Source organism: Photorhabdus asymbiotica (assembly GCF_003634575.1).
Lineage (GTDB): Bacteria > Pseudomonadota > Gammaproteobacteria > Enterobacterales > Enterobacteriaceae > Photorhabdus > Photorhabdus asymbiotica.
The window spans coordinates 221,510-247,129 of the sequence record NZ_RBLJ01000002.1; the positions used below are offsets into that span (position 1 = coordinate 221,510).

Annotated in this window: 24 protein-coding genes, 2 pseudogenes and 1 riboswitch; of the genes and pseudogenes, 12 read left to right on the plus strand and 14 right to left on the minus strand. The window is 43.2% G+C overall.

Going from position 1 to position 25,620, the window contains the following annotated elements:
• The first annotated feature begins 109 nt into the window (after nt 1–109).
• Complete coding sequence (locus BDD30_RS07670) at nt 110–1,018, plus strand: hypothetical protein (protein WP_015835630.1); 909 nt, start codon at nt 110–112, stop codon at nt 1,016–1,018.
• A gap of 667 nt (nt 1,019–1,685) precedes the next feature.
• On the opposite strand, the gene exbD is transcribed toward BDD30_RS07670, so the two are convergent.
• On the minus strand, nt 1,686–2,111 hold the full coding sequence (exbD, locus tag BDD30_RS07680; RefSeq protein WP_015835631.1) for a TonB system transport protein ExbD: 426 nt from the start codon (nt 2,109–2,111) through the stop codon (nt 1,686–1,688).
• A 4-nt stretch (nt 2,112–2,115) separates the two neighbouring features.
• A complete protein-coding gene (gene exbB / locus BDD30_RS07685; RefSeq protein ID WP_041382976.1) occupies nt 2,116–3,087 on the minus strand; it encodes a tonB-system energizer ExbB in 972 nt (323 codons plus the stop codon).
• Between the two features lie 478 nt (nt 3,088–3,565).
• Here exbB and metC point away from each other — a divergent pair, with 478 nt between their 5' ends.
• The 3 genes from metC to BDD30_RS07700 all read left to right on the plus strand — a co-directional run bounded on the left by metC (nt 3,566) and on the right by BDD30_RS07700 (nt 5,742).
• Nucleotides 3,566–4,759, plus strand: a complete 1,194-nt coding sequence (gene metC, locus BDD30_RS07690) for a cystathionine beta-lyase (protein ID WP_015835633.1) — start codon at nt 3,566–3,568, stop codon at nt 4,757–4,759.
• 131 nt (nt 4,760–4,890) lie between these two features.
• Nucleotides 4,891–5,241: a type II toxin-antitoxin system PrlF family antitoxin gene (locus tag BDD30_RS07695; RefSeq protein ID WP_015835634.1), complete on the plus strand. Its 351-nt coding sequence runs from the start codon at nt 4,891–4,893 to the stop codon at nt 5,239–5,241.
• Nucleotides 5,242–5,247: 6 nt separating this feature from the next.
• A complete protein-coding gene (locus BDD30_RS07700; RefSeq protein WP_015835635.1) occupies nt 5,248–5,742 on the plus strand; it encodes a type II toxin-antitoxin system YhaV family toxin in 495 nt (164 codons plus the stop codon).
• A 122-nt stretch (nt 5,743–5,864) separates the two neighbouring features.
• Here BDD30_RS07700 and BDD30_RS24880 read toward each other — a convergent pair.
• Nucleotides 5,865–6,315: pseudogene (locus BDD30_RS24880) on the minus strand (helix-turn-helix domain-containing protein); the annotation flags it as partial.
• A gap of 93 nt (nt 6,316–6,408) precedes the next feature.
• Here BDD30_RS24880 and BDD30_RS07710 point away from each other — a divergent pair.
• The 3 genes and pseudogenes from BDD30_RS07710 to dkgA form a co-directional block, all read left to right on the plus strand.
• Nucleotides 6,409–6,610 (plus strand): annotated as a pseudogene (locus BDD30_RS07710) (transposase); the annotation flags it as partial.
• 176 nt (nt 6,611–6,786) lie between these two features.
• A complete protein-coding gene (locus BDD30_RS07715; protein WP_015835638.1) occupies nt 6,787–7,458 on the plus strand; it encodes a DedA family protein in 672 nt (223 codons plus the stop codon).
• Between the two features lie 259 nt (nt 7,459–7,717).
• Complete coding sequence (gene dkgA / locus BDD30_RS07720; RefSeq protein ID WP_015835639.1) at nt 7,718–8,587, plus strand: 2,5-didehydrogluconate reductase DkgA; 870 nt, start codon at nt 7,718–7,720, stop codon at nt 8,585–8,587.
• Nucleotides 8,588–8,704: 117 nt separating this feature from the next.
• Here the strand turns inward: dkgA and ftsP are convergent, their stop codons facing one another.
• The 8 genes from ftsP to nudF all read right to left on the minus strand — a co-directional run bounded on the left by ftsP (nt 8,705) and on the right by nudF (nt 18,096).
• Nucleotides 8,705–10,120 carry a cell division protein FtsP gene (gene ftsP / locus BDD30_RS07725; protein WP_015835641.1) on the minus strand — a complete coding sequence of 472 codons (1,416 nt, stop codon included), beginning with the start codon at nt 10,118–10,120 and terminating at the stop codon, nt 8,705–8,707.
• 248 nt (nt 10,121–10,368) lie between these two features.
• Nucleotides 10,369–10,560, minus strand: coding sequence for a hypothetical protein (locus tag BDD30_RS23100; RefSeq protein ID WP_147408127.1), 192 nt, complete (start codon nt 10,558–10,560; stop codon nt 10,369–10,371).
• A 57-nt stretch (nt 10,561–10,617) separates the two neighbouring features.
• On the minus strand, nt 10,618–11,370 hold the full coding sequence (locus BDD30_RS07730) for a 1-acylglycerol-3-phosphate O-acyltransferase (RefSeq protein ID WP_015835642.1): 753 nt from the start codon (nt 11,368–11,370) through the stop codon (nt 10,618–10,620).
• 147 nt (nt 11,371–11,517) lie between these two features.
• Nucleotides 11,518–13,764, minus strand: a complete 2,247-nt coding sequence (gene parC / locus BDD30_RS07735; RefSeq protein ID WP_015835643.1) for a DNA topoisomerase IV subunit A — start codon at nt 13,762–13,764, stop codon at nt 11,518–11,520.
• A gap of 42 nt (nt 13,765–13,806) precedes the next feature.
• The gene (gene parE, locus BDD30_RS07740) at nt 13,807–15,702 is read right to left on the minus strand and encodes a DNA topoisomerase IV subunit B (RefSeq protein WP_015835644.1); all 1,896 of its coding nucleotides are present in this window, start codon (nt 15,700–15,702) and stop codon (nt 13,807–13,809) included.
• Between the two features lie 72 nt (nt 15,703–15,774).
• Nucleotides 15,775–16,383, minus strand: coding sequence for an esterase YqiA (gene yqiA / locus BDD30_RS07745; RefSeq protein WP_041382384.1), 609 nt, complete (start codon nt 16,381–16,383; stop codon nt 15,775–15,777).
• Nucleotides 16,384–16,515: 132 nt separating this feature from the next.
• Nucleotides 16,516–17,355, minus strand: coding sequence for a 3',5'-cyclic-AMP phosphodiesterase (gene cpdA / locus BDD30_RS07750; RefSeq protein ID WP_015835646.1), 840 nt, complete (start codon nt 17,353–17,355; stop codon nt 16,516–16,518).
• 99 nt (nt 17,356–17,454) lie between these two features.
• Nucleotides 17,455–18,096: an ADP-ribose diphosphatase gene (gene nudF / locus BDD30_RS07755; protein ID WP_015835647.1), complete on the minus strand. Its 642-nt coding sequence runs from the start codon at nt 18,094–18,096 to the stop codon at nt 17,455–17,457.
• Between the two features lie 219 nt (nt 18,097–18,315).
• On the opposite strand from nudF, the gene tolC reads away from it, so the two are divergent.
• The 4 genes from tolC to BDD30_RS23515 all read left to right on the plus strand — a co-directional run bounded on the left by tolC (nt 18,316) and on the right by BDD30_RS23515 (nt 22,556).
• Nucleotides 18,316–19,704, plus strand: coding sequence for an outer membrane channel protein TolC (gene tolC / locus BDD30_RS07760; protein WP_015835648.1), 1,389 nt, complete (start codon nt 18,316–18,318; stop codon nt 19,702–19,704).
• A gap of 550 nt (nt 19,705–20,254) precedes the next feature.
• Nucleotides 20,255–20,947, plus strand: a complete 693-nt coding sequence (locus tag BDD30_RS07765) for a DUF1190 family protein (RefSeq protein ID WP_015835649.1) — start codon at nt 20,255–20,257, stop codon at nt 20,945–20,947.
• Between the two features lie 6 nt (nt 20,948–20,953).
• A complete protein-coding gene (locus BDD30_RS07770; protein ID WP_015835650.1) occupies nt 20,954–22,114 on the plus strand; it encodes a glutathionylspermidine synthase family protein in 1,161 nt (386 codons plus the stop codon).
• A gap of 271 nt (nt 22,115–22,385) precedes the next feature.
• Entirely contained in the window at nt 22,386–22,556 is a 171-nt protein-coding gene (locus BDD30_RS23515) for a hypothetical protein (protein ID WP_170152953.1), read from the plus strand.
• Nucleotides 22,557–22,621: 65 nt separating this feature from the next.
• On the opposite strand, the gene ygiD is transcribed toward BDD30_RS23515, so the two are convergent.
• Nucleotides 22,622–23,407, minus strand: coding sequence for a 4,5-DOPA-extradiol-dioxygenase (ygiD, locus tag BDD30_RS07775; protein WP_015835652.1), 786 nt, complete (start codon nt 23,405–23,407; stop codon nt 22,622–22,624).
• Nucleotides 23,408–23,598: 191 nt separating this feature from the next.
• Nucleotides 23,599–24,258 carry a 3,4-dihydroxy-2-butanone-4-phosphate synthase gene (gene ribB, locus BDD30_RS07780; RefSeq protein ID WP_015835653.1) on the minus strand — a complete coding sequence of 220 codons (660 nt, stop codon included), beginning with the start codon at nt 24,256–24,258 and terminating at the stop codon, nt 23,599–23,601.
• Nucleotides 24,259–24,407: 149 nt separating this feature from the next.
• Nucleotides 24,408–24,576, minus strand: a riboswitch (FMN riboswitch).
• A 135-nt stretch (nt 24,577–24,711) separates the two neighbouring features.
• Between ribB and ubiK the strand changes: the two genes are divergently transcribed.
• The gene (gene ubiK, locus BDD30_RS07785; RefSeq protein WP_041382387.1) at nt 24,712–24,999 is read left to right on the plus strand and encodes a ubiquinone biosynthesis accessory factor UbiK; all 288 of its coding nucleotides are present in this window, start codon (nt 24,712–24,714) and stop codon (nt 24,997–24,999) included.
• A gap of 37 nt (nt 25,000–25,036) precedes the next feature.
• Here ubiK and BDD30_RS23105 read toward each other — a convergent pair whose 3' ends face one another.
• Nucleotides 25,037–25,240 carry a hypothetical protein gene (locus BDD30_RS23105; RefSeq protein WP_147408128.1) on the minus strand — a complete coding sequence of 68 codons (204 nt, stop codon included), beginning with the start codon at nt 25,238–25,240 and terminating at the stop codon, nt 25,037–25,039.
• Nucleotides 25,241–25,620 lie beyond the last annotated feature (380 nt).

Genomic DNA, 25,620 nt, shown 5'->3' on the forward strand with positions numbered 1-25,620 from the left:
TTGTGTAATATACAAAAACACATTACACATTTACTATTAACGTGTTATCTTTATCTGGCATTGAAACCAGTTAATTAATTTAATTCCAAATAGGTTAAAAAATTGTCTTATGACCTCTAAACTCTATCCTACGATACTGATCCCTTTTTTCTTCGCGCTAACAGCTTGTGATTTAATTAAAGATCTTGATGATGAAGCCGGTAAGTTCTACTTTAGTAATTCAGGTAACACGCCACTACAATTTAAAATTGATGACCAATCCTTTAATTTAAAAGAAGATGAAATTGGGATAGTTGATTTAAAAGTAGGCGAACATGTTATGGAAACTGCCGACGGGCAACAAACTCCATTTATGGTGTATCCGAATAATAAAGGCGGTATTATTAATCCAAACAAAGATATGTACTACACCTACAGTATGGTTTATGCAACAAATGAGAATAGTGCGAATCACTTTTCTCCTCCCATCAATCAAGTTGTCATCAATGGCGAAGTATACGAAGGTCCCATCCACAGTACCAATGCAGTATTTATTGATAATAATTTCTTTCGCTGCACTTACCCAATTGGTACGCCATTCCCAGATGAAATTAAATCTTGGGACAAAAAATCCGTTGGTTCAATTGAAACTAAGTGCTTTAATAAAAAAGAATTTTTAACCTTTTATCATAATGAAGCCGGCGAGCCAATTAATCCCCAAGCTACTATCAATGTTGCTGCAAACAGTGACTCCATAACAGATTATTTTGGTAACAGTGTGCCAAGTGCTGACTTCGAGAATCCAGATCTTCAAGCCAAAGCCCAAAAGATAGTGGCTTTATTACAGCAATTTGTACAGTCTAAAGATGCCAATGTGCAAAAAGATTTTCAAAAGCAATATCACGAATTAATTATAGATTTGATTCAAGTCTCCAGTAAAGCAGCCGTGCATCAAACTAAAGAAGAAAACGAAAAATACAACCACTTTTCACAACAAAGTGGTAATGTAATTGGTGCTGGCATTATGGCCAGACCATAATTTTATAAAAAGACTGCTTGATTAAATTGCCTCCAAAATATCGGAAACCTTTCTGATATTCAGAGAGGCAATTTCTATTAGATGTTTTAACATTTAAGCTTCCCATCATTCACTATTATCTTGCTGGTAGATAGACAGATAATAAGTATTGTGATCAAGTTCACTTTTTTAATATAAAGAACAACAAATAAAATAGCCTGATGAGATAAACGTACAAGATTCTTATACCCAATAGATTTCGAGTTGCAGCGCGGCGGCAAGTGAACGAATCCCCAGGAGCATAGATAACTATGTGACTGGGGTGAGTGAAAGCAGCCAACAAAGCAGCAACTTGAAGGATGAAGGGTATATATTGATAAAGATTACCAGATACCTTACCTAAATATTATAAGGAAGAAACTGGTAAATAACCCGAGACTACGGCGACGAGCCTTATTGTAGAGTCAGTTCCTAACTCCCAGCATCAGGCGCATTTTGGCTGACCAGAGTCCAGAATGCGGCTCTGATGTTCCCCGAATATCATTGGGATATGAGCACGACTGTTAAATGTATAGAGGGACAGGGCGTTACAGCACATCTGACGACCATCAGCTGATTCACTCTGTCAGGTAACACTAATTCGTTTTATCTCAACCGCGCTTTCCAGCGCGGTTGCTTAGTGGAAAAATCAACCCGATGAAACCGCTTCCATCCCCACCAATCCCACTTTCAAATAACCCGATTTACGCAGAGAATCCATCACACTCATCAGTGTTTCATAATCCACAGTTTTATCAGCCTGAAAGAAAATGGTTGTCTCTTTATTAGATTGAGTTGTCTGATCCAATACCGCCGCCAAAGTATCATGATCTACCTGTTGATCACCGACATAAAGCTGGCGATCGGCCTTAACCGTCAAGAATACCGGCTTTTCTGGACGTGGCTGCGGTTTTGCCGACGAAGCAGGTAAATCCACTTTAATATCAACGGTTGCCAGTGGTGCTGCCACCATGAAGATAATCAACAGCACCAACATCACGTCAATAAACGGTGTGACGTTGATTTCGTGCAATTCGCCACTATCGTCTAAATCTTCATTAAGACGTATTGCCATAAAATCACCTTGTCTTGCTATTTGCCAAATCCAGATCACGGCCAAGTAGTAATAATGACTGTGCCGCCACATCACCAACCTGACCGCGGTAAGACGCTATCATACGAGCGAAGATGTTATAGATCACAACAGCAGGAATTGCCGCCACTAAACCAAGTGCGGTCGCCAATAGCGCTTCGGCAATACCCGGAGCAACAACTGCAAGGTTAGTTGTTTGAGAGTGAGCAATACCGATAAAGCTGTTCATGATGCCCCACACCGTACCAAACAGGCCAACGAAAGGAGAAATTGCCCCAATTGTTGCCAGATAGCCATTACCACGCCCCATATGACGGCTGATAGCCGCAACTGAACGTTCCAAACGGAAAGAAGCGCGTTCTTTAGTACTATTCAGATCAAGACTCTCAGAAGATAGCTGGCGTTCTGCCTGAACTTCGCTCAACAACATACGACTGATACTGAGTTTGCTAAAACCTTCTGCCATTTCAGCAGCTTGATCAAGGCTCTTAACTTCTGCCAATGCCAGTTGTTCTTTACGTAAACGACGACCAGCAGCCAACAATTCAGCACCTTTTGAGAAGAATAAAGCCCAGGTAATAACAGAAGCAATTACCAAACCAATCATAACGGTTTTCACAACGACATCCGCGTTCTGATACATGCCCCAAATAGACAGATCGGTAGCAAAGCCACTGGAGAGATTAGCGCCATCCTTTGGATCGTTTGATAAACCAGCATCAGTTGCGACTGGAGTAACTTGGGTAGACTCTGTAGCAGATACAGTTTGTGGAACGACCTGATTTGCTTGTGGTGCCGTCGTATCAGAAGTTGCGGGGATAGCTGTCGGAGCAGGCGCTGCAACCTGTGCGGTTTTTGCCGTGGGATTATTGTCTGTTGCGGATGCTGGTGCTGTATCAGCTAGTGCTGAACCTGTCAGTCCGAACGCTAATATTATTGAAGCAGTCAAATTACGCATCAGTTGGCCTTGGCTCCCTTTCTTTATATACCCGTTATCTTTCAAGTTGCCTCTTTGTTGGCTGCACTCACTCACCCCAGTCACAGAGTTATCTATGCTCCCGGGGATTCGCTCCCTGGCCGTCGCGATGCATCTTGAAATCCATTGGGTATAAACCTTTTTATTTAGCTGTAAATTGCCTTTCGTCATCTCGCTAACCTTAATTTACCCGGAGTCTTCACTCATCTTCACCAGATGAGTAAAAATGCCAGCTGATAATATCAGACATTAAGTGGTTTGATAGTAATTATCATTATTGTTTAATAAAAAAGTGTTACCCCTTCACAAAATAAAGTCAAAGAAACCCTACTCACAGGTTACCAGATTGAATTTTCGTCAAGTTGCTCTAATCCCTTTGTACAAAAAGGACTAAATCTTTTAACGTGTTAACCATGTTTTTCACACCATTTCAAAAATCGAAATAAGGTGACAATGGATCATGACAGAAAAAAAATTGGAAACTTCATTAGTCAGTGCCGGCAGAAGCCATAAATTTACCCAAGGCGCAGTAAACCCAATCATTCAGAGAACATCATCTGTAATTTTCGATTCTGTGGAATCTAAAAAGCAGGCGACAAAGAATTGTGCCAATGGAGAGCTATTTTATGGCCGTCGTGGTACACAAACTCATTTCTCCTTTCAGAAAGCGATGACTGAACTGGAAGGTGGCGCCGGTTGTATGCTTTATCCTTCTGGTGTCGCCGCAATCAGTAATGCCATTCTCTCTTTTGCGGCAACCGGTGATCATATTCTGTTAACCGGTTCGACTTACGATCCAACACAAGCCTTTTGTGACAAGATATTGTCACGAATGAATATTACTGCCGATTATTTCGATCCTATGATTGGTGAGGAGATAGCTAAACTCATTAAGCCCAATACCAAAGTGGTGTTTCTTGAATCCCCTGGCTCCATCACCATGGAAGTACAAGATGTTCCGGCTATCGTCCGTGCTGTACGGCGAGTCAATCCAGATATTGTCATCATGATAGATAACACCTGGGCTGCGGGTGTATTGTTTAAAGCATTAGAGTTTGGCATCGATATTTCTATTCAATCCGGCACCAAATATATTATTGGTCATTCCGACGCTATGTTGGGTATTGCCGTAGCTAACGAACGTTGTTGGGCACAACTACGGGAAAATTCCTATTTAATGGGACAAATGGCCGATGCCGATACGGTTTATATGGCAAGTCGCGGATTGCGTACTTTAGCGATTCGCCTAAAACAACATGAAAAAAACAGTATCGAAATAGCTCGCTGGCTGCAACAAAGAACCGAAGTTGCAGAAGTCTATCATCCAGTTCTCCCCTCCTGCCCCGGTCACGATAATTTTATCCGTGATTTTAGTGGCTGTAATGGCCTGTTTTCCTTCCGGTTAAAAGAGAGATTAACATCTCAACAGTTCACCGATTATCTGGATAATTTTCACCATTTTAAAATGGCATTCTCTTGGGGCGGTTTTGAATCTCTGATTCTGGGTTATCAACCAGAAGAGATAAAAATGATGCGCCAATATCCTATCCCACAAAAAACAGGCACCCTGTTCCGCCTGCATATCGGGTTGGAGAATGTTCAGGATTTGATTGATGATTTAGCCGAGGGGTTTAATCGAATTTCTGTTGATTAATCTTATAGTTACTTAATATAAAATATAACAAACTGAAAACTTCAACACCTAGAGACAAATAAATTGTTATTACAATGCATTTGCATTACACTTTGTCGAAAGATTATTAAACAAACAAATAAGGTCGAAATATGCACGAATCATCAAGTGTTGAGTTCGATGTTGGAGCAGAATCCAAACTTACCCGTCGCAGCCAAACAACTATTCCAACGCCAGTCCGTAAAGCTCTTAAACTAAGACCTGGACATGATAGTATCAAATATAAGATTTTATCTTCTGGTGATGTACTTATCAGTCGTAAAAGCAGCGAAGAAGAAAAAGATCCTGTAATAGAATCATTTCTGAACTTTCTGGAAAAAGACATTAAAAAACATCCTGAACAAATACAACAATTAAGTGAACAACTCATTAACCGAGCAAAGTCACTTACTGCTGGGACAGACATAGATCTAAATAATCCACTATCTGCCGACGATGAGTAAAGGACTATGTACGATCGAGTATGTGTAATAAACGGATGGGTTCTTTTTGCCCATCCGTGCTTTATAGAACAACTGAAACAAATAATAGACAAGGTCGAACAACTTCAGCAGAAATATCCAAATGACTATCTGAAAAAAAATGATACGAAACGCTTAGCTGCAATCATAAAACTTGTTACTGAAATTATTCCCAGTGACCCCGCTAATATAACCTTTCGTTTGGGTTACACATTAGGCGGAAAAAGAAAACACTGGTTCAGAGCAAAATTTTTCCAACAATATCGCCTTTTCTTCCGTTTTCACACCGAGAGTAAAATTATTATCTTTGGCTGGGTAAATGATGACAGAACAAAAAGGGCATATGGTGATCAACGTGATGCTTACAAAGTATTTGGTGAAATGCTTAACGCTGGACGCCCACCAGATGACTGGACTTCTCTTTTAAAGGAATCAATTGAATCACCACACTTAGCTGAACTTCTTAATGAACACCAACCATAAATCTTTCCTAATTTGACATCCTCCCCCCCTTCGCACTTCGTGACTCAGGAGGGGATTCCCGTTAGTGGGTGACTGCTGATTGCTCAGTGTCCGATTTCTGCTTCAACGGGCGGCCTGACTGCTTTGATTTTCCCGCTGACCTCCCGTGACGGCCTGAACTTCATCCAGCCAAGACCCGCCGGGAGCTTGACACGTCGGCGCTCAAGCCGACAATATTTTTCAAAGTTAACAAAACGGATCGAATCACGACCGTCATTTTTCCTTTTAAATACAGGGGCTTTTGCCGCCAGTGTTTTATCAAAACAACGCTGCCATGCACCGTGTAAGTCTTTGAGCTTCTGCTGAAGATTATCGGTGTAGGCGGCCTGTAAGAAGGCATGCCCCGGCATTGTTTTCCATACGGTGAGCATCCGGTTCAGCTCAAAGGCTGACGGGAGCCTGCCACCCGCTCCCAGAATGCGTTGCGTCTCGGCAAGCCCATAATTCCAGACAAAACGGGCACAACCGCACAACTGCCGCAGACGCTGCTACTGTGGATTCGAGTCTGAATTTGTAGGCTTCCAGGATAAGTATGAGCATTCAGTATGTCGTCATTTTGTTCACTATCCTACGGCATATCCGTTTAATTTCAATGCAAAAATACCCAATCAATCGTTCCCGGCACGCAATGGCGAATCTGAGTACGTCCACATGCTGATTGAGTCCCCGCCGACTGTTCAGCTTTCCGTGTGGGTCAACTCACTCAAGGCGGTCACGTCCCAGCGTCTGCGTCATGAATTTTTGGACTGGCGTGGTGCAGACGGAAAAGCCGTGCTTTGGTGCGCCGTTGGAAGGGGTTAAACAATATATTCAGCATCAGCGTGGCTGATGATTCTTCGGGCTTTTCGAGCCCGTCCAAATTCCCCTCCCGCTTTATGTCGGCAGGAGTACTACCCTTTGTAAGGTTAAGATGGATAAGACCAAGCCATACTTAAACTTTTACGGTAAACTGACTTGATATATACAAACGTAATAAATTTACCTACAACAGTCATAGGATAAATAATGGAAGTGCTACACGAGATTATGCGGGCATTATGGCAGCATGATTTTTCCAAACTTGCCAACCCTGATATTCTCTGGATTATCTATGGCATTTTGTTCATAACGCTGGTTCTGGAAAATGGCTTATTACCCGCCGCTTTTTTACCCGGTGATACATTGTTAATCCTTACCGGTGCGTTAATTGCCAAAGGAGTGATGCACTTTATCCCAACCGTTTTTATACTGACAGCAGCAGCCAGTATCGGTTGCTGGCTTGGCTATCTTCAAGGACGATGGCTTGGTGATACTAAACGGGTTAAAGGTTGGTTAGCACAACTTCCCATTCAGTACCGCCAACGGGCTAACGTGCTATTTTTCAAACATGGTCTGGCTGCTCTGCTGCTTGGTCGTTTTTTGGCTTTTGTCCGAACGCTATTGCCTACACTTGCAGGTATATCTGGCCTCAACAGTAAACGCTTTCAAATGTTTAATTGGCTAAGTGGCTTATTATGGGTCATTACGGTGGTTGGTTTTGGTTATCTTCTCAATCAGATCCCGTTTATTAAAAACCATCAGGATCTAGTTATGACCATTCTGGTGATTTTACCCATCGTACTATTGCTAAGTGGCTTGGGTGCATCTCTGCTGATGTATTGGCGCCACCGCAGAGCCTCTACGGTAAAACGTAAATAAAAGTCATCATGGTTTACAAACCGAGACTGGGTTTTTATCCTTAACTTAATTTCGAACCAACAGCATGTGGACTTCAGCTCAGTTACCAAATGATGTTTCTGTGCTTGATGCTCCACAAAATCAATACATGGCTTAGATCACGCCAATTGTATTACTTTCTTCAATTACTCTTAATATCAACTTAATATCAACCACCATTATTTATAACGATACATTTTAGCTGATATTTTAACTGTCTATCTTTTTTTAGGAGGTAGTAATGGATAATCAACCTATTATCAAACTTGCTGATGGAAACCATATGCCACAATTGGGACTGGGATCATGGGCCGCAAATAACCAGCAAATAGTTACAGCAATCCACACCGCCCTGGATGTAGGTTATCGAGCAATTGACACTGCCGCTATTTACAATAATGAGAAAGGGGTAGGTAAAGCTCTGCAAGAAACAGACATTCCCCGTGAAGAGATCTTTGTCACAACCAAATTGTGGAATGACAGACATAATGATGTCCGCGCTGCGCTAACAGAAAGTTTAGAAAAATTACAACTTGATTATGTCGACCTCTATCTCATTCATTGGCCGGCACCACCACAGGATCAATATGTCAGTGCCTGGCAGCAATTGATTGAATTACAAAAAGAGGGACTTATTCGTAGTATCGGTGTTTCTAATTTCCAACCTGAACATATCCAGCGGTTGATCAATGAAACTGGTGTTCACCCTGTCATTAATCAGATTGAGCTACACCCGCTGTTCCAGCAACGTCAGCTTCATGCCTGGAATGCCACACACCATATCGTTACCGAATCCTGGAGTCCACTGGCACAAGGTGGTGAAAACGTATTTGATAATCAACTGGTTCAACATCTGGCACAAAAGTACGGTAAAACACCCGCTCAGATCGTTCTCCGCTGGCACATTGATAACGGTATGATTGTGATCCCCAAATCTGCCACACTATCAAGAATTAAAGAGAACTTTGATATATTCAATTTCAAACTAGAAAAAGAAGATTTGACCGCTATGACTACTCTGGATATCGGCAAACGCTTGGGACCAACCCCCGACACATTCGTTGATTTCAGTGAATTCAGTCACCTTCTTGATTATATTGATCCACGCTAAGAATTAACTTAAAAAAGTCATATGGTGATAATGAGCAAAAGGATTAGAACCTGCGCGGCCTCAATACCGCGCTTCGATTTCGCTTGGTCATTATCGCCAACCTCAGCTTTCATTTACCTAATTGATGGGTATAGTTACTAACTGCCCAACAGAACCACGATCTGCCATTTCCAGGATCTGACTGTAATATAAAAACGGAAAATGCTCATAAGATGGCTGGTTCATATAAACCAGCAACTCCACCCGACCATCAACCCAGACAGTATCTTTCCAACCGTAATCCTGTGGTTGAGGCACCACCCCATTGTTGCTAATAACCTTAAACTGTACACCCTCAATATGAAACGGTTGCGGGGAGGATGTATTCACGAGCCAACGTTCCCAAGTTCCTTGCTGACTAGTAATATCAACTCGGTTCATATCCCATAACACACCGTTAATTCCCGGTGCATTATCATCCAGATAAATTTCCCGGTTACGGATTGCGTTGGAAACCTGCATAAAATCATCAACCAGACGGGATGGTAGTTCATCTGTCACCAGAGATAACAAACCTGTCGCTTTGAGGGTCAAAACGGTGCTAGAAATTAACATAGTGGATGGTTCAAACAACCCACGCAGCCGATCAAGTACACCTGCTGATTCGCCTGCCGTCACAGAAACTTCATCCCCTTTGGACATATCAATCAATACTTCACGCCGTTCACCCGGTGCAATAGATATTTGTTGAATAGATACGGGTGAAGTTAACAATCCCAAGTCAGTACCTATCATATAGAAAGGACGACCATCACTGATTTGTAACTGATATCGGCGAGCATTAGATGCATTCAATAAACGTAGACGAACCCAACCACGAGGTACCTCAATAAAAGGATTCTGCACACCATTAACTAACAAAGTATTACCGATAAACCCACCAGCAGTAGGCTGATACTCAGGAACACCAAAGTTATCCAGCCGTTTATCCTGGAGAATAACCGGGAAATCATTAACACCATAGTGTTTCGGCAACGGCAAATTACGGCTAATTTCATCTTCTACCAACCACATCCCAGCCAAGCCGTTATAAACATGTGGTGCCATCCGATTAGGCGTATTAGCATGATACCAGCAAGTTGCCGCTTGCTGACGGATAGGCAACACCGGAGACCAGTCTGCTCCCGGAGAAATCTGACGGGCAACGCCTCCAGTCAAAGTACCTGGTAATTGCAATCCACTGACCGTCATCGAAACCGGTTCTGCCAACCGATTACTGTATATCAGTTTCACATCATCATTTTTATGAACCCGTACAGTCGGACCAAGATATTGGCCATTAATTCCCCACACACTGGTTTTATATTGTCCATCAAAAGTCCAACGCGCTTTTTGTAAAGTCAGAAATAGCGGTTGTCCACCACGGGATTCCAATAAAGGGGGAACCGGCAAAGCAGTTCGCTGATTTTTGCTGGCCCGAACCATGAAAGGAGCTGCTCCGATACACATCGCCAAGCCTGATGCCTGAATAAATTGGCGCCGACTAAATGACATATTTTCTCCGCGACAAACATAATTGAATTCCAGGTGTTATGTAGCTCATCTTGCCATCACGCACCATGGAAGCTAATAACTCAATATCGAAGTTATTAAAGTTTATTGTCCTTTTGATTGCGCTTAACAAAAACATTATTTACCAAACGCTCATCATATCGCGAACATGAAACGAATTCTAAAACTATCTGAATGCATTACACAAATCTGTCCCAGTAAGCAAACAGTATAGTCGTTTCTATTAGAAATTATGGGCACAAATAACAAACAAGAATCCTCACATACTTGGTATATGTGAGGATTAAAGCGCATTCAAAAATATTGCTTTCGTCAGGCTTAAACCCACTCTTGATGGCAAGGAATGACAAACAAAATAACCTATTATACCCTTCATCTTTCAAGTTGCTGCTTTGTTGGCTGCTTTCCCTCACCCCAGTCACATCGTTATCTATGCTCCTGGGGATTCGTTCACTTGCCGCCGCACTGCAACTCGAAATCTATTGGGTATATAAGTGCTTATTCTGTTTCTTCATTATCTCTAATTCCTCATCCAACTCTTCTATTTTAGCCTTCATTACCCGATGACAATACTCTGCCAATTCACGTACTTGCTCTTTGGTATATCCAGAGGTATCAATTGGTGGCAGCATTTCAACAATGACCGTGCCATTATTCCAGCGATTTAACTTAATATTGCCATTAGCAATGGAAGAGACACAGACAGGAACAATAGGAACTCCCGCAGAAATAGCAGCATGGAAAGCCCCCGTTTTAAATGGCAATAAGCCCCGGCCACGGCTGCGTGTTCCTTCCGGGAACATCCAGACAGAAATACGGCGTTTTTGAATCTGTTCTACCACTTGAGTAATCGTGCTGTGTGCTTTAGCACGATTCTTTCGATCAATCAGAATATTACCTGTCAACCAATATAACTGGCCAAAAAAGGGGATCAGCACCAAGCTTTTTTTACCCACTGTCACTGTGCTCGGCTGAACCGCGTTAGACATGGTTATCATGTCATAGTTGTTCTGGTGGTTGCCAATATAAATACTCGGCCCATAATTCCTGGCTTCAGCAGGAATACGCTCAATTATTTTGATGCCAAATACTTTCGACAATCGACCAAACATATGACCAAACACCATGACATGGTGGGGATTCCGTGGTCTAAATAAACAGTAAATCCCCCCCAATACACACACCAAAACCGAAAACAAAATAACAATAATGCCACGAATAATAGCTAACATAGCCGCCTCTTATTTAACAGGCCGGCCCCGGCCCGTTAAGGTTTTATTTAATCCCAATTTAGAGTCCATCCCATTAGGCTATTTTTATTTGCCATTCTTTAGTAATAAAAAACTACCTGTAACAATAGCGTCTATTGGGATAAACCGTTAAGCAGAAGATGGTGTATCAATCTGAACTCGCTCAATACGTTGCAATCCACGAGGTAAAGATGTTCCCTTACGACCACGTTCTGCACGGAATTTCTGAAGATCTTCAGGACGCAGTGTCAGTTTACGTTTACCAAAGTAAAGAGTAATAGACGATTGTGGTGGTAGTATAAACAACCCACTCAACAGCTCATCTCCTGAAGCCGCCTGAACCGAAATTATCTTATTCCCTTTCCCTTTGGAAAGCTGAGGTAGATCTGCAACCGGGAACATTAACATGCGGCCTGTGCTGGTAATTGCCAACAGCATATCATCCTGCTCGTTATTTATTTCCAACGGTGTCATAACGTTAGCATTTTCTGGCAGTGTAATCAGAGCCTTACCTGCCCGATTTTTGGCTACCAAGTCACTAAAAGTACAGATAAAACCGTAACCGGCATCTGATGCCATCAGAAACTTCTGCTCATCAGATGCCATCAATACATGTTCTACCGTTGCTCCTGCCGGCAGAGTCAGTTTCCCCGTTAGTGGCTCCCCCTGCCCCCTGGCAGAAGGTAGATCCCGTGGATCAAGAGAATAACTGCGTCCCGTCGTATCAATAAAGACAACCGGCTGATTACTTTTACCACGAGCTGCACCACGGAAGCTGTCTCCTGCTTTGTAATTCAGCCCAGCCGGATCGATATCATGACCTTTCGCACTGCGCACCCAACCCATTTCTGACAGCACAATTGTCACTGGTTCAGAAGGCGTGATGTCGTGCTCACTCATAGCCTTAGCTTCATCACGTTCTCTCATTGGAGAACGACGCTCATCGCCGTAAGTTGCTGCATCAGCAATGATCTCTTTCTTCAACAATGTGTTTAACTTGCGCTCAGAACCTAAAATTGCCTGTAACTTATCACGCTCTTTTGCCAATTCATCCTGTTCGCCGCGGATTTTCATCTCTTCTAGTTTAGCTAAGTGACGTAATTTCAGTTCAAGAATAGCTTCTGTTTGAGTCTCACTTAAACCAAAACGTGCCATTAACACCGGTTTTGGCTCATCCTCACTACGAATAATGTCAATGACTTCATCAATATTGAGGAATGCGATCAATAAGCCTTCCAGCACATGTAAGCGCTTAAGGACTTTTTCTAAACGATGGTTCAAACGCTTACGCACGGTTTCTCGACGAAATACCAACCATTCGGACAAGATCTCGACTAAACCTTTCACTGTCGGACGATTATCCAAACCGATCATATTCAAGTTGACGCGATAACTCTTTTCTAGATCTGTTGTCGCAAACAGATGGTTCATCACCTGCTCCACATCAACCCGGTTTGTACGAGGAACAATAACCAAACGAGTTGGGTTTTCATGATCAGATTCATCACGTAAATCATCAACCATTGGCAACTTTTTAGCGCGCATCTGGCTAGCTATTTGTTCCAATATCTTAGCCCCAGAAACCTGATGCGGCAGCGCCGTGATCACCACATTGCCATCTTCTTTTGACCAAACAGCACGCATCCGTACTGAACCACGGCCATTTTTATAAATTTTGCGAATATCTTCGTGAGAAGTGATGATCTCTGCTTCAGTCGGATAATCAGGACCTTTGACATGTTCCATCAACTCATCAAGGGTGCTTTGTGGCTTATCCAGCAGCGTTACCAGCGCATTAGACACTTCACGGGCATTATGAGGTGGAATATCGGTTGCCATACCCACCGCGATGCCGGTCGTCCCATTAAGCAGAATATTGGGTAAACGCGCCGGCAGCATTTTCGGTTCCTGCAAGGTGCCATCAAAGTTTGGTACCCAATCAACGGTGCCGTGCCCTAACTCAGTCAGCAATAATTCTGCATATTTGGATAGACGAGACTCGGTATAACGCATCGCTGCAAAAGATTTAGGATCATCCGGCGCCCCCCAGTTCCCTTGCCCATCCACCAATGGATAGCGGTAAGAGAATGGCTGCGCCATCAGCACCATAGCTTCATAACAGGCACCGTCACCATGCGGATGGTATTTACCCAGCACATCCCCCACAGTACGCGCAGACTTCTTAAATTTAGCAGTATTGTTCAGCCCTAGCTCTGACATGGCATAAACAATACGGCGCTGAACCGGTTTCAAACCGTCACCAATAAAAGGCAGCGCCCTGTCCATGATGACGTACATAGAGTAATTTAGGTAGGCAGTTTCAGTAAATGAGTGAAGCGGCAAACGCTCCACGCCATCATGAGTTATCTCACTCATTCATTATTTCCTCAGAATCTTCTTTGACTATCCCTGTGGGCGTTACACTTCAATTTCCACAGTATCACCCTTCTCTTGCAGCCAATTACGGCGATCTTCTGAACGTTTCTTCGCCAGAAGCATGTCCATCATAGAGAAGGTTTCCTGGTAGTTTTCATCATCGATAGTCAACTGCACCAGACGACGGGTATTTGGATCTAACGTCGTTTCACGCAATTGCAGCGGATTCATTTCCCCCAACCCTTTAAAGCGCTGTACGTTAGGTTTACCCCGTTTGCGGCTCAGGCGATCCAGCACCGCACTTTTTTCTTCTTCATCCAGTGCGTAATACACTTCTTTGCCCAAATCGATACGGTATAAAGGCGGCATTGCCATATAAACATGGCCATTTTTAACCAATGTTGGAAAGTGGCGAACAAACAGTGCACACAGCAGTGTCGCAATATGCAAGCCATCGGAATCTGCATCCGCCAGAATACAAATTTTACCATAGCGCAACTGGCTGAGATCGTTACTATCCGGGTCGATGCCAATGGCGACTGAGATATCATGGACTTCCTGTGATGCCAATACTTCATCAGAAGAGACTTCCCAAGTATTTAGGATTTTCCCTTTCAGCGGCATGATAGCTTGATATTCACGATCGCGAGCCTGTTTCGCAGAGCCGCCCGCAGAATCCCCTTCCACCAGAAACAGTTCAGTGAAATTCAGATCCTGTGATGTACAATCAGCCAATTTTCCTGGCAATGCAGGGCCGCTGGTCAATTTTTTACGCACAACCTTTTTCGCTGCGCGCATTCTGCGCTGTGCACTGGCGATTGCCAATTCAGCCAACTGCTCAGCTTCCTGAACATTCTGGTTTAACCACAAACTGAAAGCATCTTTGACAACACCAGAAACAAAAGCAGCAGATTGGCGGGAAGATAAGCGTTCTTTAGTCTGACCAGCGAATTGCGGGTCCTGCATTTTTACAGACAGAACATAAGCACAACGGTCCCAAATGTCATCAGCAGAAAGTTTCACTCCGCGCGGCAGGATATTGCGAAATTCACAAAATTCACGCATGGCGTCCAGTAACCCTTGACGCAACCCATTCACATGGGTACCACCTTGCATAGTCGGGATTAAGTTAACATAACTTTCAGCCAGCAGTTCTCCCCCTTCCGGCAGCCAGAGCAACGCCCAGTCAACCGCTTCAGTTTCACCGCTGAAAGCACCGACAAAAGGCGCTTCCGGTAATGTCATCAGACCATTAACAGCGGCCATCAGGTAGTCAGTCAAACCATCGGCATAACACCATTTTTGCTCGGTATCGTTAATTTTGTCTTTAAAAACAATTTCCACTCCCGGACATAAAACCGCTTTCGCTTTCAACAAATGAGTCAGACGAGAAGCTGAAAAACGCGGGCTGTCAAAGAAACTTTCATCAGGCCAAAAGTGAACACTGGTACCCGTGTTACGTTTACCACAACTGCCGATCACCGCCAATTCCTGCACTTTATCGCCGTTCTCAAAAGCGATCTGATAAACCTGACTACTACGACGGACGGTGACTTCAATCCGTTTGGATAAAGCGTTAACAACAGAGATCCCCACACCGTGAAGACCACCGGAAAATTGATAGTTTTTATTGGAAAATTTACCACCGGCATGTAAGCGGCTCAGGATCAACTCAACGGCTGAAACCCCTTCTTCCGGATGAATATCAACCGGCATACCACGGCCATCATCAATGACCTCCAGTGACTGATCGCTGTGAAGGATCACTTCAATATGTTTAGCGTGCCCAGCCAAAGCTTCATCCACGCTGTTATCGATCACTTCCTGAGCCAAATGGTTCGGACGGGTTGTATCAGTGTACATTCCCGGGCGACGGCGAACCGGCTCCAGACCACTGAGGACTTCAATGGCATCTGCGTTGTAACTAGATTGAGTCATGTTGTAATTCTGTTGGTTGCTTCGTGATTAAAGGGCTAATCAGTTTTGTATACTGTTGATAATACCAGTCGTTTAAACATTTTTGGCAAGTTTTTTCTTGCCGCCAGTAGAAAGCCCAAGAAAATTGATGATTTGCGGGAAATAGTGTTCAAACCCGATAAAGGCGTGATTACCACCAGATTCAATAGTTTGCTTACATAATACGAGATAGGCAACAGCCTGACGATAATCCAATACTTCATCCCCGGTTTGCTGCAATAACCAGATAAGATCTGGTGACTCCAGCGGTTCAATATGCATGACTTTGAGGTCATGTACATGACGCGGTTCCAAAGTATACCGTTGTTTAGTATAGGGGTTAATATTTTCCCCAAGATAATTCCGTAATAGCTCAAACGGGCGAACAGCGGGATTGACAACAACCGCCGGTAAACTGAAACATTGTGAAAGCCATATTGCCAGATAACCACCGAGAGAAGAGCCTACAATACCCAAATCATCCCCGGCATGTTCCATCACCAGATTTTCCAGCAACTCAGCCGCGTCTTCAGGATAAGGTGGTAACTGAGGCACTAACATTTCAATTTTGGGATGATGCTGATGCAGCCACGCTTTCAAAGCTTTTGCTTTTACAGATTGTGGGGAACTGTTAAAACCATGCAGATAAAGTAATATTGACATCAAGCCGTGCCCCTCGATTGTGCGTAAACGCTGCTGGCCACTATGCTCCTGTACAACAAGATGCAAACTGTGAGGCTTGATAGGCCAAATAAGCAGAGAGTAACACAGCAGCACAAGGGGACAAACACAACCTTAATACCCGTCCGATTCTAAATCAGGGCAGAATTCATTGCTCTCCAATCTGTGAACCTGAGTTATCAAACTAAATTCGCCTTTATCGGTAACAGATAGTTCGAGATAACGCCATCCAGGAGCAACCGTATCAAGCATAAAATTAGTACAGTGTGGTTTGAACTGCACGCATGTTGATGGTGTTGCCATCATACGAATACTATTCCAATCAACATCGAGCTCCTGATGTATATGGCCACACAGCATCGCCTTAACCCGCGAATACCCTCGCAAATATTGCGCCAAGATATGTGAGTTACGCAAACTGTGCTGATCCAACCAAGTACAACCCGATGGTAGTGGATGATGATGAAGCAAAATCACAGTATAACGTTCAGGATACTCATCCAGACAACTTTTCATCCACTCAAGCTGATATTCCGACAACTCTCCGTGAGGAACGCCCTGCACTTGACTGTCAAGCATCAGCAACTGCCAGTATTTACCGACCAGAATCTGTTTTGATGGAGAAACACCCGCAGCCGCCAATGCATCCACCATAGCGGGCTGATAATCATGATTACCAGGTAACCAGACACAAGGTGCCGATAAGCGTGCAATACCATCGGCAAAATGCTGATAGGCTTTCAGCGTTTGATCCTGAGACAAATCGCCTGTTGCAACAATTAAATCAATATCAGTCTTTTGTTCGAGAATGGCATCCAATACCGCATGGTAACTACGATAAGTATTAATACCCAACAAAGTATCTTCTTTGCCAGCAAAAAGATGCGTATCTGTTATTTGCAATATTTTTGCTGTGGTTCCCTCTACCACAGGCAATTCAAACAGGCTTTCCAAATGGTATCCTTGTCCTATAAATCATTGGCGAACATCATAACTCGTTTTAACACAAGAGATCTGCTGACTGGAACACACTTCCCTTTTTTAGGTTAAAAATTAGGAATTATCTGAATACCACTCTTTTCTCAATTTTTCATGGTGCAATGCCAACCATTGTATCGCAATAACTGAAGCTGCATTATCAATAATTCCCTCTTCCATCCATTGATAAGCCTGTTCACGGTTGACAACATGTACCCGGATATCTTCATGTTCACCCGATAATCCATGAATACCAGCAGCCGTCGTTGCATCCACTTCACCAACCATCACGGAGATACGTTCCGTTGTTCCACCAGGACTGGAAAGATAACTCAATACGGGTTTACAACGCTTGACTTCAATTCCTGCCTCTTCCATCGCTTCACGACGTACCACATGCTCCACATCTTCACCTTCTTCAATCATACCGGCGACAATTTCCAGCAACCATGGCGTGGCTTTAGTCTCTATTGCCGGAATTCGTATCTGTTCTATCAATACAACTTCGTCACGAAGTGGATCATAAGGTAACAGAGCACCAGCATGTCCTCGCTCAAAAACTTCTCGGCTGATTTCTTCACTCCAGCCTCCAGCAAACAAACGATGACGGAAGCGGTAATTGGTTAATTTAAAGAATCCCTTATACAAACTTTTTTTCGCTATCATTTCCACATCTTGCCTATCTAGCATGACTGGCATTAACGACTTTTTATTCATAAAATTCTCCTAAATACTTTCCTAATTGCTAGCCACTAAATGATATTAATCAAAGCAGAGTTAAAAAATTCATCCTTTGGTGGTGTAAAGTTAAGCTAAATTAAGGCAATATGGCACAAACGGCTACCTTTGGCTGATAGCATTCTCTGTTAGAATCAGTGATATTTCGTTTTTCATCAAGACAACTAAGCAAAATAGCTGTGCAATAAAGGAATTGAAATGAAGAAACTGCTCTCCCTGTTAATCGCTATGAGCCTAGCAGGATTTAGCTCAGCCAGTCAGGCTGAAGATCTTTTGCAGGTTTACAAGCAAGCAAGAGAAAGTAACCCTGAGCTACGTAAATCAATGGCTGAACGTAATGAAGCTTTTGAAAAAATTAATGAATCCCGCAGTCCATTATTACCTCAGCTAGGATTAAATACGGGATATACTTATAACAGCGGTTACCGCGATACACGTGACACAGAAAGCAATACATTGAGTGCGGCACTTAAGCTGACTCAAACCATTTTTGATATGTCTAAATGGCGCCTGCTGAACTTGCAAGAAAAAACGGCGGGTATTGCTGATGTTACCTATCAAAGCAGTGAACAAAAACTGATTCTAGATAGTGCAACAGCTTACTTTAAAGTATTACGTACTATTGATTCACTCTCTTATATTGAAGCGCAGAAAGCGGCAATTTACCGCCAATTAGATCAAACCACTCAACGTTTTAATGTCGGTCTGGTCGCCATCACCGATGTCCAAAACGCCCGTGCTAACTACGATAGAGTATTAGCTGATGAAGTTGTCGGTCGTAATGAGCTGGACAATGCATTGGAAGCACTGCGTCAAGTAACTGGTACTTATTACTCTCAATTAGCCTCGCTGAATATTGATCGTTTCAAAACACAGAAACCAGAAGCGGTGGATATTCTGCTGAAAGAGGCAGAAAAACGTAATCTTAGCCTGTTATCAGCCCGTTTAGGTCAGGATCTGGCTCGTGAAAAAATCAAAGTGGCACAAGCAGGCCATATGCCAATCATTGAGCTGGGCGCCTCTACCGGCGTTTCCAACAAACAGTTTCATGGTTCTGGTTATGGGGATAACAGATCAGGGAATTCCTATAGCGGCGACAACAGCGTTGGCCTGACACTCAGCCTACCAATTTACAGCGGTGGAGCAACCAGTTCCCGCATTGAGCAGGCACAATACGGTTTTGTCAGCGCCAGCGAACAACTAGAAAATGTTTACCGCAATGTTGTACAAATCGTCCGTTCTTCCTTTAACAACATATCTGCCTCTATCAGTAGTATCAACGCCTTCAAGCAGGTTGTTGTTTCTGCACAAAGCTCACTGGATGCGATGGAAGCAGGTTATCAGGTCGGTACACGCACTATTGTTGATGTATTGGATGCAACGACAAAGTTATATGATGCCAAGCAAAAGCTATCCAATGCCCGCTATGATTATCTGATTAATCAACTGAATATTAAACACGCTCTTGGCACGTTAAATGAGAATGATTTAGCTGCCCTGAATAATACGTTAGGCAAACAGCTCTCAACCTCCGCAAATAGTATTGTTCAACAAACAGCAACACCTGTAATATCTGGTCGTAACTGATTCAGTTCTCTACCTTAACAATAAACAGCTCGTCACAAAACGGGCTGTTTTATTTCCGACTGATGATAACTCACTGTTTACAATAGAAAATACAAGGCCAATAGTATATAACAATAAGTTACTAACTTAGGACTATACCCAATAAATTTCGAGTTGCAGCGCGGCGGCAAGTGAACGAATCCCCAGGAGCATAGATAACTATGTGACCGGGGTGAGTGAAAGCAGCCAACAAAGCAGCAACTTGAAAGATGAAGGGTATATACCCCGATATTTATTCTGGAGTTATAGCAGTAAATAATATAATTAATGGATTCTTTTAAATCATAAAATATCCACCACGTCTCTAGCTTCTAAAATTTACATATCTATTTCACAACATTAAAACCAGATTAAACGAAATATCAGATAACCAATATCCAGAAACTCCTTTGTCAGGCAAAAAATCAGGCTATCAATCGAAGGTTTATGCTTTAATTTTGTTCATCTTTCCCCTATCCTTAAGACTATTTCATTAAAGAATTACAGAAACCTAAAATCTGGGTATACGACTATGACGATGAAACGAACCAAAAATATTAACCACGGCGCATTCCGTAAAGCCTGGCGCAGTTATCGCCTGGCTCCTGTGGCAATAGCTGTCAGTGCAGTTTTCATGTTATCTGCCTGTGAACAGAGTGATGAAACTGTCTCTCTTTACATGAATGCAGATGATTGTTCCCAGGCAAACCCATCACAGAGCGAACAATGTACCCTCGCTTACAATAACGCTTTGAAGGAAGCGGCAAAAACAGCACCTAAATATGCAACCAAAGAAGACTGTATTGCTGAGTTTGGTGAAGCACAATGTACTCAAACACCGGCACAGGCTGGCCCCGGTACAACCACCAATGGAGAAGCACAAGCTCAGCAACAACAGAGCGGCAGCTTCTGGATGCCTCTGATGGCAGGTTACATGATGGGACGTCTGATGGGCGGTGGCGCAGCAGCACCATCACAACCGCTGTTTAGCTCCAAATCTGCAACCAGCCCGGCAAACGGTCAATTTGTTGATTCGACAGGAAAAAGCTATGGCCCTGCAACCGCAGGGGGCCGTACCATGACAGTCCCTAAAACCGCGATGGCACCCAAACCAGCAACAACGACAACTATCACCCGTGGCGGTTTTGGTGACTCGGTTGCTAAACAGTCAACCATGCAACGTAGCGCCTCTTCAGGTTCTACTTCCCGTTCAATGGGGGGATAATCACGGATGAAACGCATAGCTATCACTGAGCGCCCGGACTGGCGCGAAAAGGCGACAGAATATGGCTTTAATTTTCACACCATGTATGACGAACCATACTGGTGTGAAGATGCTTATTACCAATTTTCTCTCGCCCAAATTGAAGAAATTGAGAATACCACTGCCGAACTGCATCAAATGTGCTTGCAGGTGGTAGAAAAAGTCGTTGACAGTGAAGAATTGCTGACTAAATTTCAGATCCCCAAACATTGTTGGGATTTTGTCCGCAATTCCTGGATTACCAGCCAGCCGTCCCTCTATTCTCGATTAGATTTGGCTTACGACGGTAAAAGCCCAGCAAAACTGTTGGAAAATAATGCAGATACACCGACTTCACTGTATGAATCCGCTTTTTTTCAATGGATATGGCTGGAAGATCAGATGAATGCAGGGTTACTGCCAGCGAACGCCGATCAATTCAACAGCATGCAGGAACAATTGATTGAGCGCTTTGCTCAGCTGCGCGATGAACATGGCTTTGGCTTACTACACATGGCCTGTTGTCAGGATACGGAAGAAGATCGCGGTACCATTCAGTATCTACAAGATTGTGCACTGGAAGCGGGTGTGCCGACTGAATTCCTGTTTATTGAAGATATCGGTCTGGGTGAAAAAGGCCAGTTTACCGATCTGAAAGATCAAGTGATTAGCAATCTATTCAAACTTTATCCTTGGGAATTGATGTTCCGTGAGATTTTCGCCACTAAGCTGGAAGATGCTGGTGTCCGCTGGCTGGAACCTGCCTGGAAGAGCATTATCTCCAACAAAGCATTGTTGCCAATGTTGTGGAAGATGTTCCCTAATCACCCAAACCTATTACCTGCTTATTTTGCTGATGATAACCATCCTACAATGGACAGCTATGTTATTAAGCCGCTGTTTTCACGGGAAGGCGCGAATATCCGTATCATTGAGAATGGTAAAGAAATTGCCAGTGTTGATGGTCCTTACGGTAAAGAAGGAATGATCGTACAGCAATTCCACACTCTACCAAAATTCGGTGACAGTTATACGCTAATTGGTAGCTGGCTGATCAACGATCAGCCTTGTGGTATTGGTTTGCGTGAAGATCGTGAATTAATAACGCAAGATTTATCCCGCTTCTACCCACATATTATTCTGGATTAATTCTTAGCCGGGAGGAATTAAGGAAAATAGTAAAACACCGAAAATTCCTCCCTTAAATATCCAATGAAAAATTTTATAAGATTATAAAAAAGGATTAATAATATGTATTTAACCATCCAATGATTCCATCGGAAATAAATATTAAATGGATCGTGAAAGTGAAATTTATGTTTACTCATTTGACTATGATATTAGTAGATAAAAAAACATTAATCACCCACCTATTTCAATCACTATACCCAATAGATTTCGAGTTGCAGCGCGGCGGCAAGTGAACGAATCCCCAGGAGCATATACCCTATGGATTTCAAGATGCATCGCGACGGCCAGGGAGCGAATCCCCGGGAGCATAGATAACTATGTGACCGGGGTGAGTGAAAGCAGCCAACAAAGCAGCAACTTGAAGGATGAAGGGTATAAATATTATCTTGCAGATAATTAAATTATGGTGGTAACTAAGGTGGTGATCACCTCACCACCCAAAGTCGCCAACAAAATAAATAAATTTCAACCAACCTGCACAGACAACATACTCAGCGAACCAGACTCAATTCCATCTATCGGAATGGAAACCGCCTCTTTTCTATCCCATGTCCCCATGACATACAGCAATGGTAAAAAGTGTTCGGGAGATGGGTTGGATAACTGGCCGTCTTCTCCGTCCAATGCATGGACCAAAGGATAAGGCTGTTCATAGCTGGTAAGATTATCACGCACATAATGGTTAAACATTTCTGCCCACAGATACGGTTTAGCATCATGTTCTTGTCGCTTCATCGCACGAAGATTGTGTACAACATTACCGCTCCCCAGAATTAAAACACCCTCATCTCGCAAAGCAGCCAACTTTTTCCCTAATTCATAGTGATATGTCGCGGGTTTAGCATCATCTATACTGAGTTGAACCACAGGAATATTTGCCTGAGGATACATCTTAATCAGAATGCCCCAAATCCCGTGATCCAATCCCCATTGATGGTGATCTGCATAAACCTCCACGGGTTCCAGCATTTCCTGCACTAAAGCGGCCAGTTCCGGTGAACCCTTCGCCGGGTACTCAGTTTCATGCAATTCTTGTGGAAAGCCACGAAAATCATGGATAGTCTTCGGCTGAGTCATAGCAGTTACCATTGTGCCACTGGTGTACCAATGCGCAGAAATCGCCAAAATAGCTCTGGGCACAGGCAGTTTTTCGCCAAGTTCACGCCACACACTGGTATAGCGGTTTTCTTCCAGTACATTCATTGGGCTGCCATGACCAACAAACAGGGCCGGAATTCTGGAAATATTCATATCAACCTCTCACCAAATTTAGGTAGTTTTAATATTTCCAAGCAGGTTACGCCTTTCAGATGGGTAAAACAGTGGGCGAAAGGTGATAAAGTTTTTCAAAAAAACTGAAAAGCCACAGTTTATGCAATCTGTGGCTTTATAAAATTCAAGTGTTATCAATGATATACCATCCGTTTATCGGACAATATGTTTCAACTTGCTTTCTGATTTATTACCTGACGCTGACGATAAATTATCAAGTCCTCAATAGTTACCACGGGCATATTATGCAGTTTCGCAAATTGCACCACTTCGGGAGCACGCGCCATTGAACCGTCATCATTAGTTAATTCACATAATACACCTGCGGGTTTAAAACCTGCCAGGCTAACTAAATCAATTGTAGCTTCAGTATGCCCCTGACGTGCCAGCACGCCCCCAGGTTGAGCGCGCAGTGGGAAAACATGCCCCGGACGGTTCAAATCACTTGGCTTCGCATTATCTGCAATCGCTGCACGAATGGTCGTGATACGGTCAGCAGCAGAAACCCCCGTTGTCACGCCCTGAGCTGCCTCAATAGTTACAGTGAATGCGGTCTGGAATGGGCTGGAGTTATTTTCCACCATCATCGGCAATTGCAATTGCTGACGATGTTCTTCTGTCAGGCACAAACAGACAATACCACTGCCATGACGAATAGTAAGCGCCATTTGCTCTACTGTCATAGTTTCAGCCGCAAAAATAATGTCACCTTCATTTTCACGATCTTCATTATCCAGCACCATCACACCCCGGCCATCACGTAAAGCGTCAATAGCGCATTCAACACGTTCTAGTGATGTGCCGTATTCAGAAAGTAGCGTCTGATTCATGGTAAAAAAACCTCATTAATATTTTATGGATTACCAGAATCAGGGCGGTCTTGAGGAGTTCTCGCCATGAATACACCAACATGATGTTCATAACATAATGTTCAATGCCATAGCCGAAACAACAGACGAGCACAAAGCCCGACAGATGCCGTTATTCTCTCCCATCCGGACTATAACCGTCGGCTCCAGAATTACACTGGATCTGCTGACCTCCGCCTCATCATAAAGATAACGACAAACGGAGCGCTCGCGGGCTTCACCATGGCCTCAGCCTGGTGTTACCGCCGGTGGGGACTTTCACCCCGCCCTGAGATAAGCCAACGAACTATAACGCTAATATTTACCCGGAGCAATCAACAAAATCAGATGTGAAACTTGACTCACAATAGCTTGTGGTTTTGCCAGCTGGTATTACACTATTCAGAAATTATTTATGTCATCAAAGGACGTATCATGCTTGATCCCAAAAAAATTGAACAAATTGCCCGTCAGATCCAAGATTCCCTACCAAAAGGAGTCAAGGAGTTTGGGGGCGATATAGAGAAAAAATTGCGGATGATTTTGCAATCTCAACTTGGCAAACTTGATTTAGTTAACCGTGAAGAATTTGATATTCAAACTCAAGTTCTATTGCGTACTCGTGAAAAATTAACTGCAATGGAACAACGTTTAAATGAACTCGAAGCGAAACTGGAAAATAAGGATGCACCATCCGCTGATAACGCGGAAAAAAAAGAGTAGTGTAAATATAATATCAGGATAAACACACTACTTACTATTAGATTAACCGTTCGCATAATTGCCATTCCATTAAAAGGTGACTGTTAAAGCGGTCACCGAACTTAAATAAGAGATGCTCACGCAGTATATCGCCAGCCCAAGAATATTTTAAGGTCTTAATATCCCTGTGAAGGCTTACGGCAATATACCCGTTATCTTTCAAGTTGCCTCTTTGTTGGCTGCACTCACTCACCCCGGTCACATAGTTATCTATGCTCCCGGGGATTCGCTCCCTGGCCGTCGCGATGCATCTTGAAATCCATAGGGTATATGCTCCTGGGGATTCGTTCACTTGCCGCCGCGCTGCAACTCGAAATCTATTGGGTATAAAATAATTGCCTCTATTTCTGTCTATTGATAATTAGCAATTTTATGTGATCTACTTCACAATTTTATCGTATTTATATTATCAATATCCTAATTTTGTTGTCCTAAAAATAAGCGGGGAAAATCTTTACTATTAATCTCTGTTTTACTCAATAGAGATTGAGTGTATTCCCTTCAATGCCAGGAATGATTTTCCATTTTCATTTTTCACTGTAAGGACAAGCTGGAAATATCTTTATATTCAGAGCCACCAAG

Coding starts and splice junctions, on each gene's coding strand:
- BDD30_RS07670 (WP_015835630.1), top strand. CDS start 110: ATGACCTCTAAACTCTATCCTACGATACTGATCCCTTTTTTCTTCGCG.
- exbD (WP_015835631.1), bottom strand. CDS start 2,111: ATGGCAATACGTCTTAATGAAGATTTAGACGATAGTGGCGAATTGCAC.
- exbB (WP_041382976.1), bottom strand. CDS start 3,087: ATGCGTAATTTGACTGCTTCAATAATATTAGCGTTCGGACTGACAGGT.
- metC (WP_015835633.1), top strand. CDS start 3,566: ATGACAGAAAAAAAATTGGAAACTTCATTAGTCAGTGCCGGCAGAAGC.
- BDD30_RS07695 (WP_015835634.1), top strand. CDS start 4,891: ATGCACGAATCATCAAGTGTTGAGTTCGATGTTGGAGCAGAATCCAAA.
- BDD30_RS07700 (WP_015835635.1), top strand. CDS start 5,248: ATGTACGATCGAGTATGTGTAATAAACGGATGGGTTCTTTTTGCCCAT.
- BDD30_RS07715 (WP_015835638.1), top strand. CDS start 6,787: ATGGAAGTGCTACACGAGATTATGCGGGCATTATGGCAGCATGATTTT.
- dkgA (WP_015835639.1), top strand. CDS start 7,718: ATGGATAATCAACCTATTATCAAACTTGCTGATGGAAACCATATGCCA.
- ftsP (WP_015835641.1), bottom strand. CDS start 10,120: ATGTCATTTAGTCGGCGCCAATTTATTCAGGCATCAGGCTTGGCGATG.
- BDD30_RS07730 (WP_015835642.1), bottom strand. CDS start 11,370: ATGTTAGCTATTATTCGTGGCATTATTGTTATTTTGTTTTCGGTTTTG.
- parC (WP_015835643.1), bottom strand. CDS start 13,764: ATGAGTGAGATAACTCATGATGGCGTGGAGCGTTTGCCGCTTCACTCA.
- parE (WP_015835644.1), bottom strand. CDS start 15,702: ATGACTCAATCTAGTTACAACGCAGATGCCATTGAAGTCCTCAGTGGT.
- yqiA (WP_041382384.1), bottom strand. CDS start 16,383: ATGTCAATATTACTTTATCTGCATGGTTTTAACAGTTCCCCACAATCT.
- nudF (WP_015835647.1), bottom strand. CDS start 18,096: ATGAATAAAAAGTCGTTAATGCCAGTCATGCTAGATAGGCAAGATGTG.
- tolC (WP_015835648.1), top strand. CDS start 18,316: ATGAAGAAACTGCTCTCCCTGTTAATCGCTATGAGCCTAGCAGGATTT.
- BDD30_RS07765 (WP_015835649.1), top strand. CDS start 20,255: ATGACGATGAAACGAACCAAAAATATTAACCACGGCGCATTCCGTAAA.
- BDD30_RS07770 (WP_015835650.1), top strand. CDS start 20,954: ATGAAACGCATAGCTATCACTGAGCGCCCGGACTGGCGCGAAAAGGCG.
- ygiD (WP_015835652.1), bottom strand. CDS start 23,407: ATGAATATTTCCAGAATTCCGGCCCTGTTTGTTGGTCATGGCAGCCCA.
- ribB (WP_015835653.1), bottom strand. CDS start 24,258: ATGAATCAGACGCTACTTTCTGAATACGGCACATCACTAGAACGTGTT.
- ubiK (WP_041382387.1), top strand. CDS start 24,712: ATGCTTGATCCCAAAAAAATTGAACAAATTGCCCGTCAGATCCAAGAT.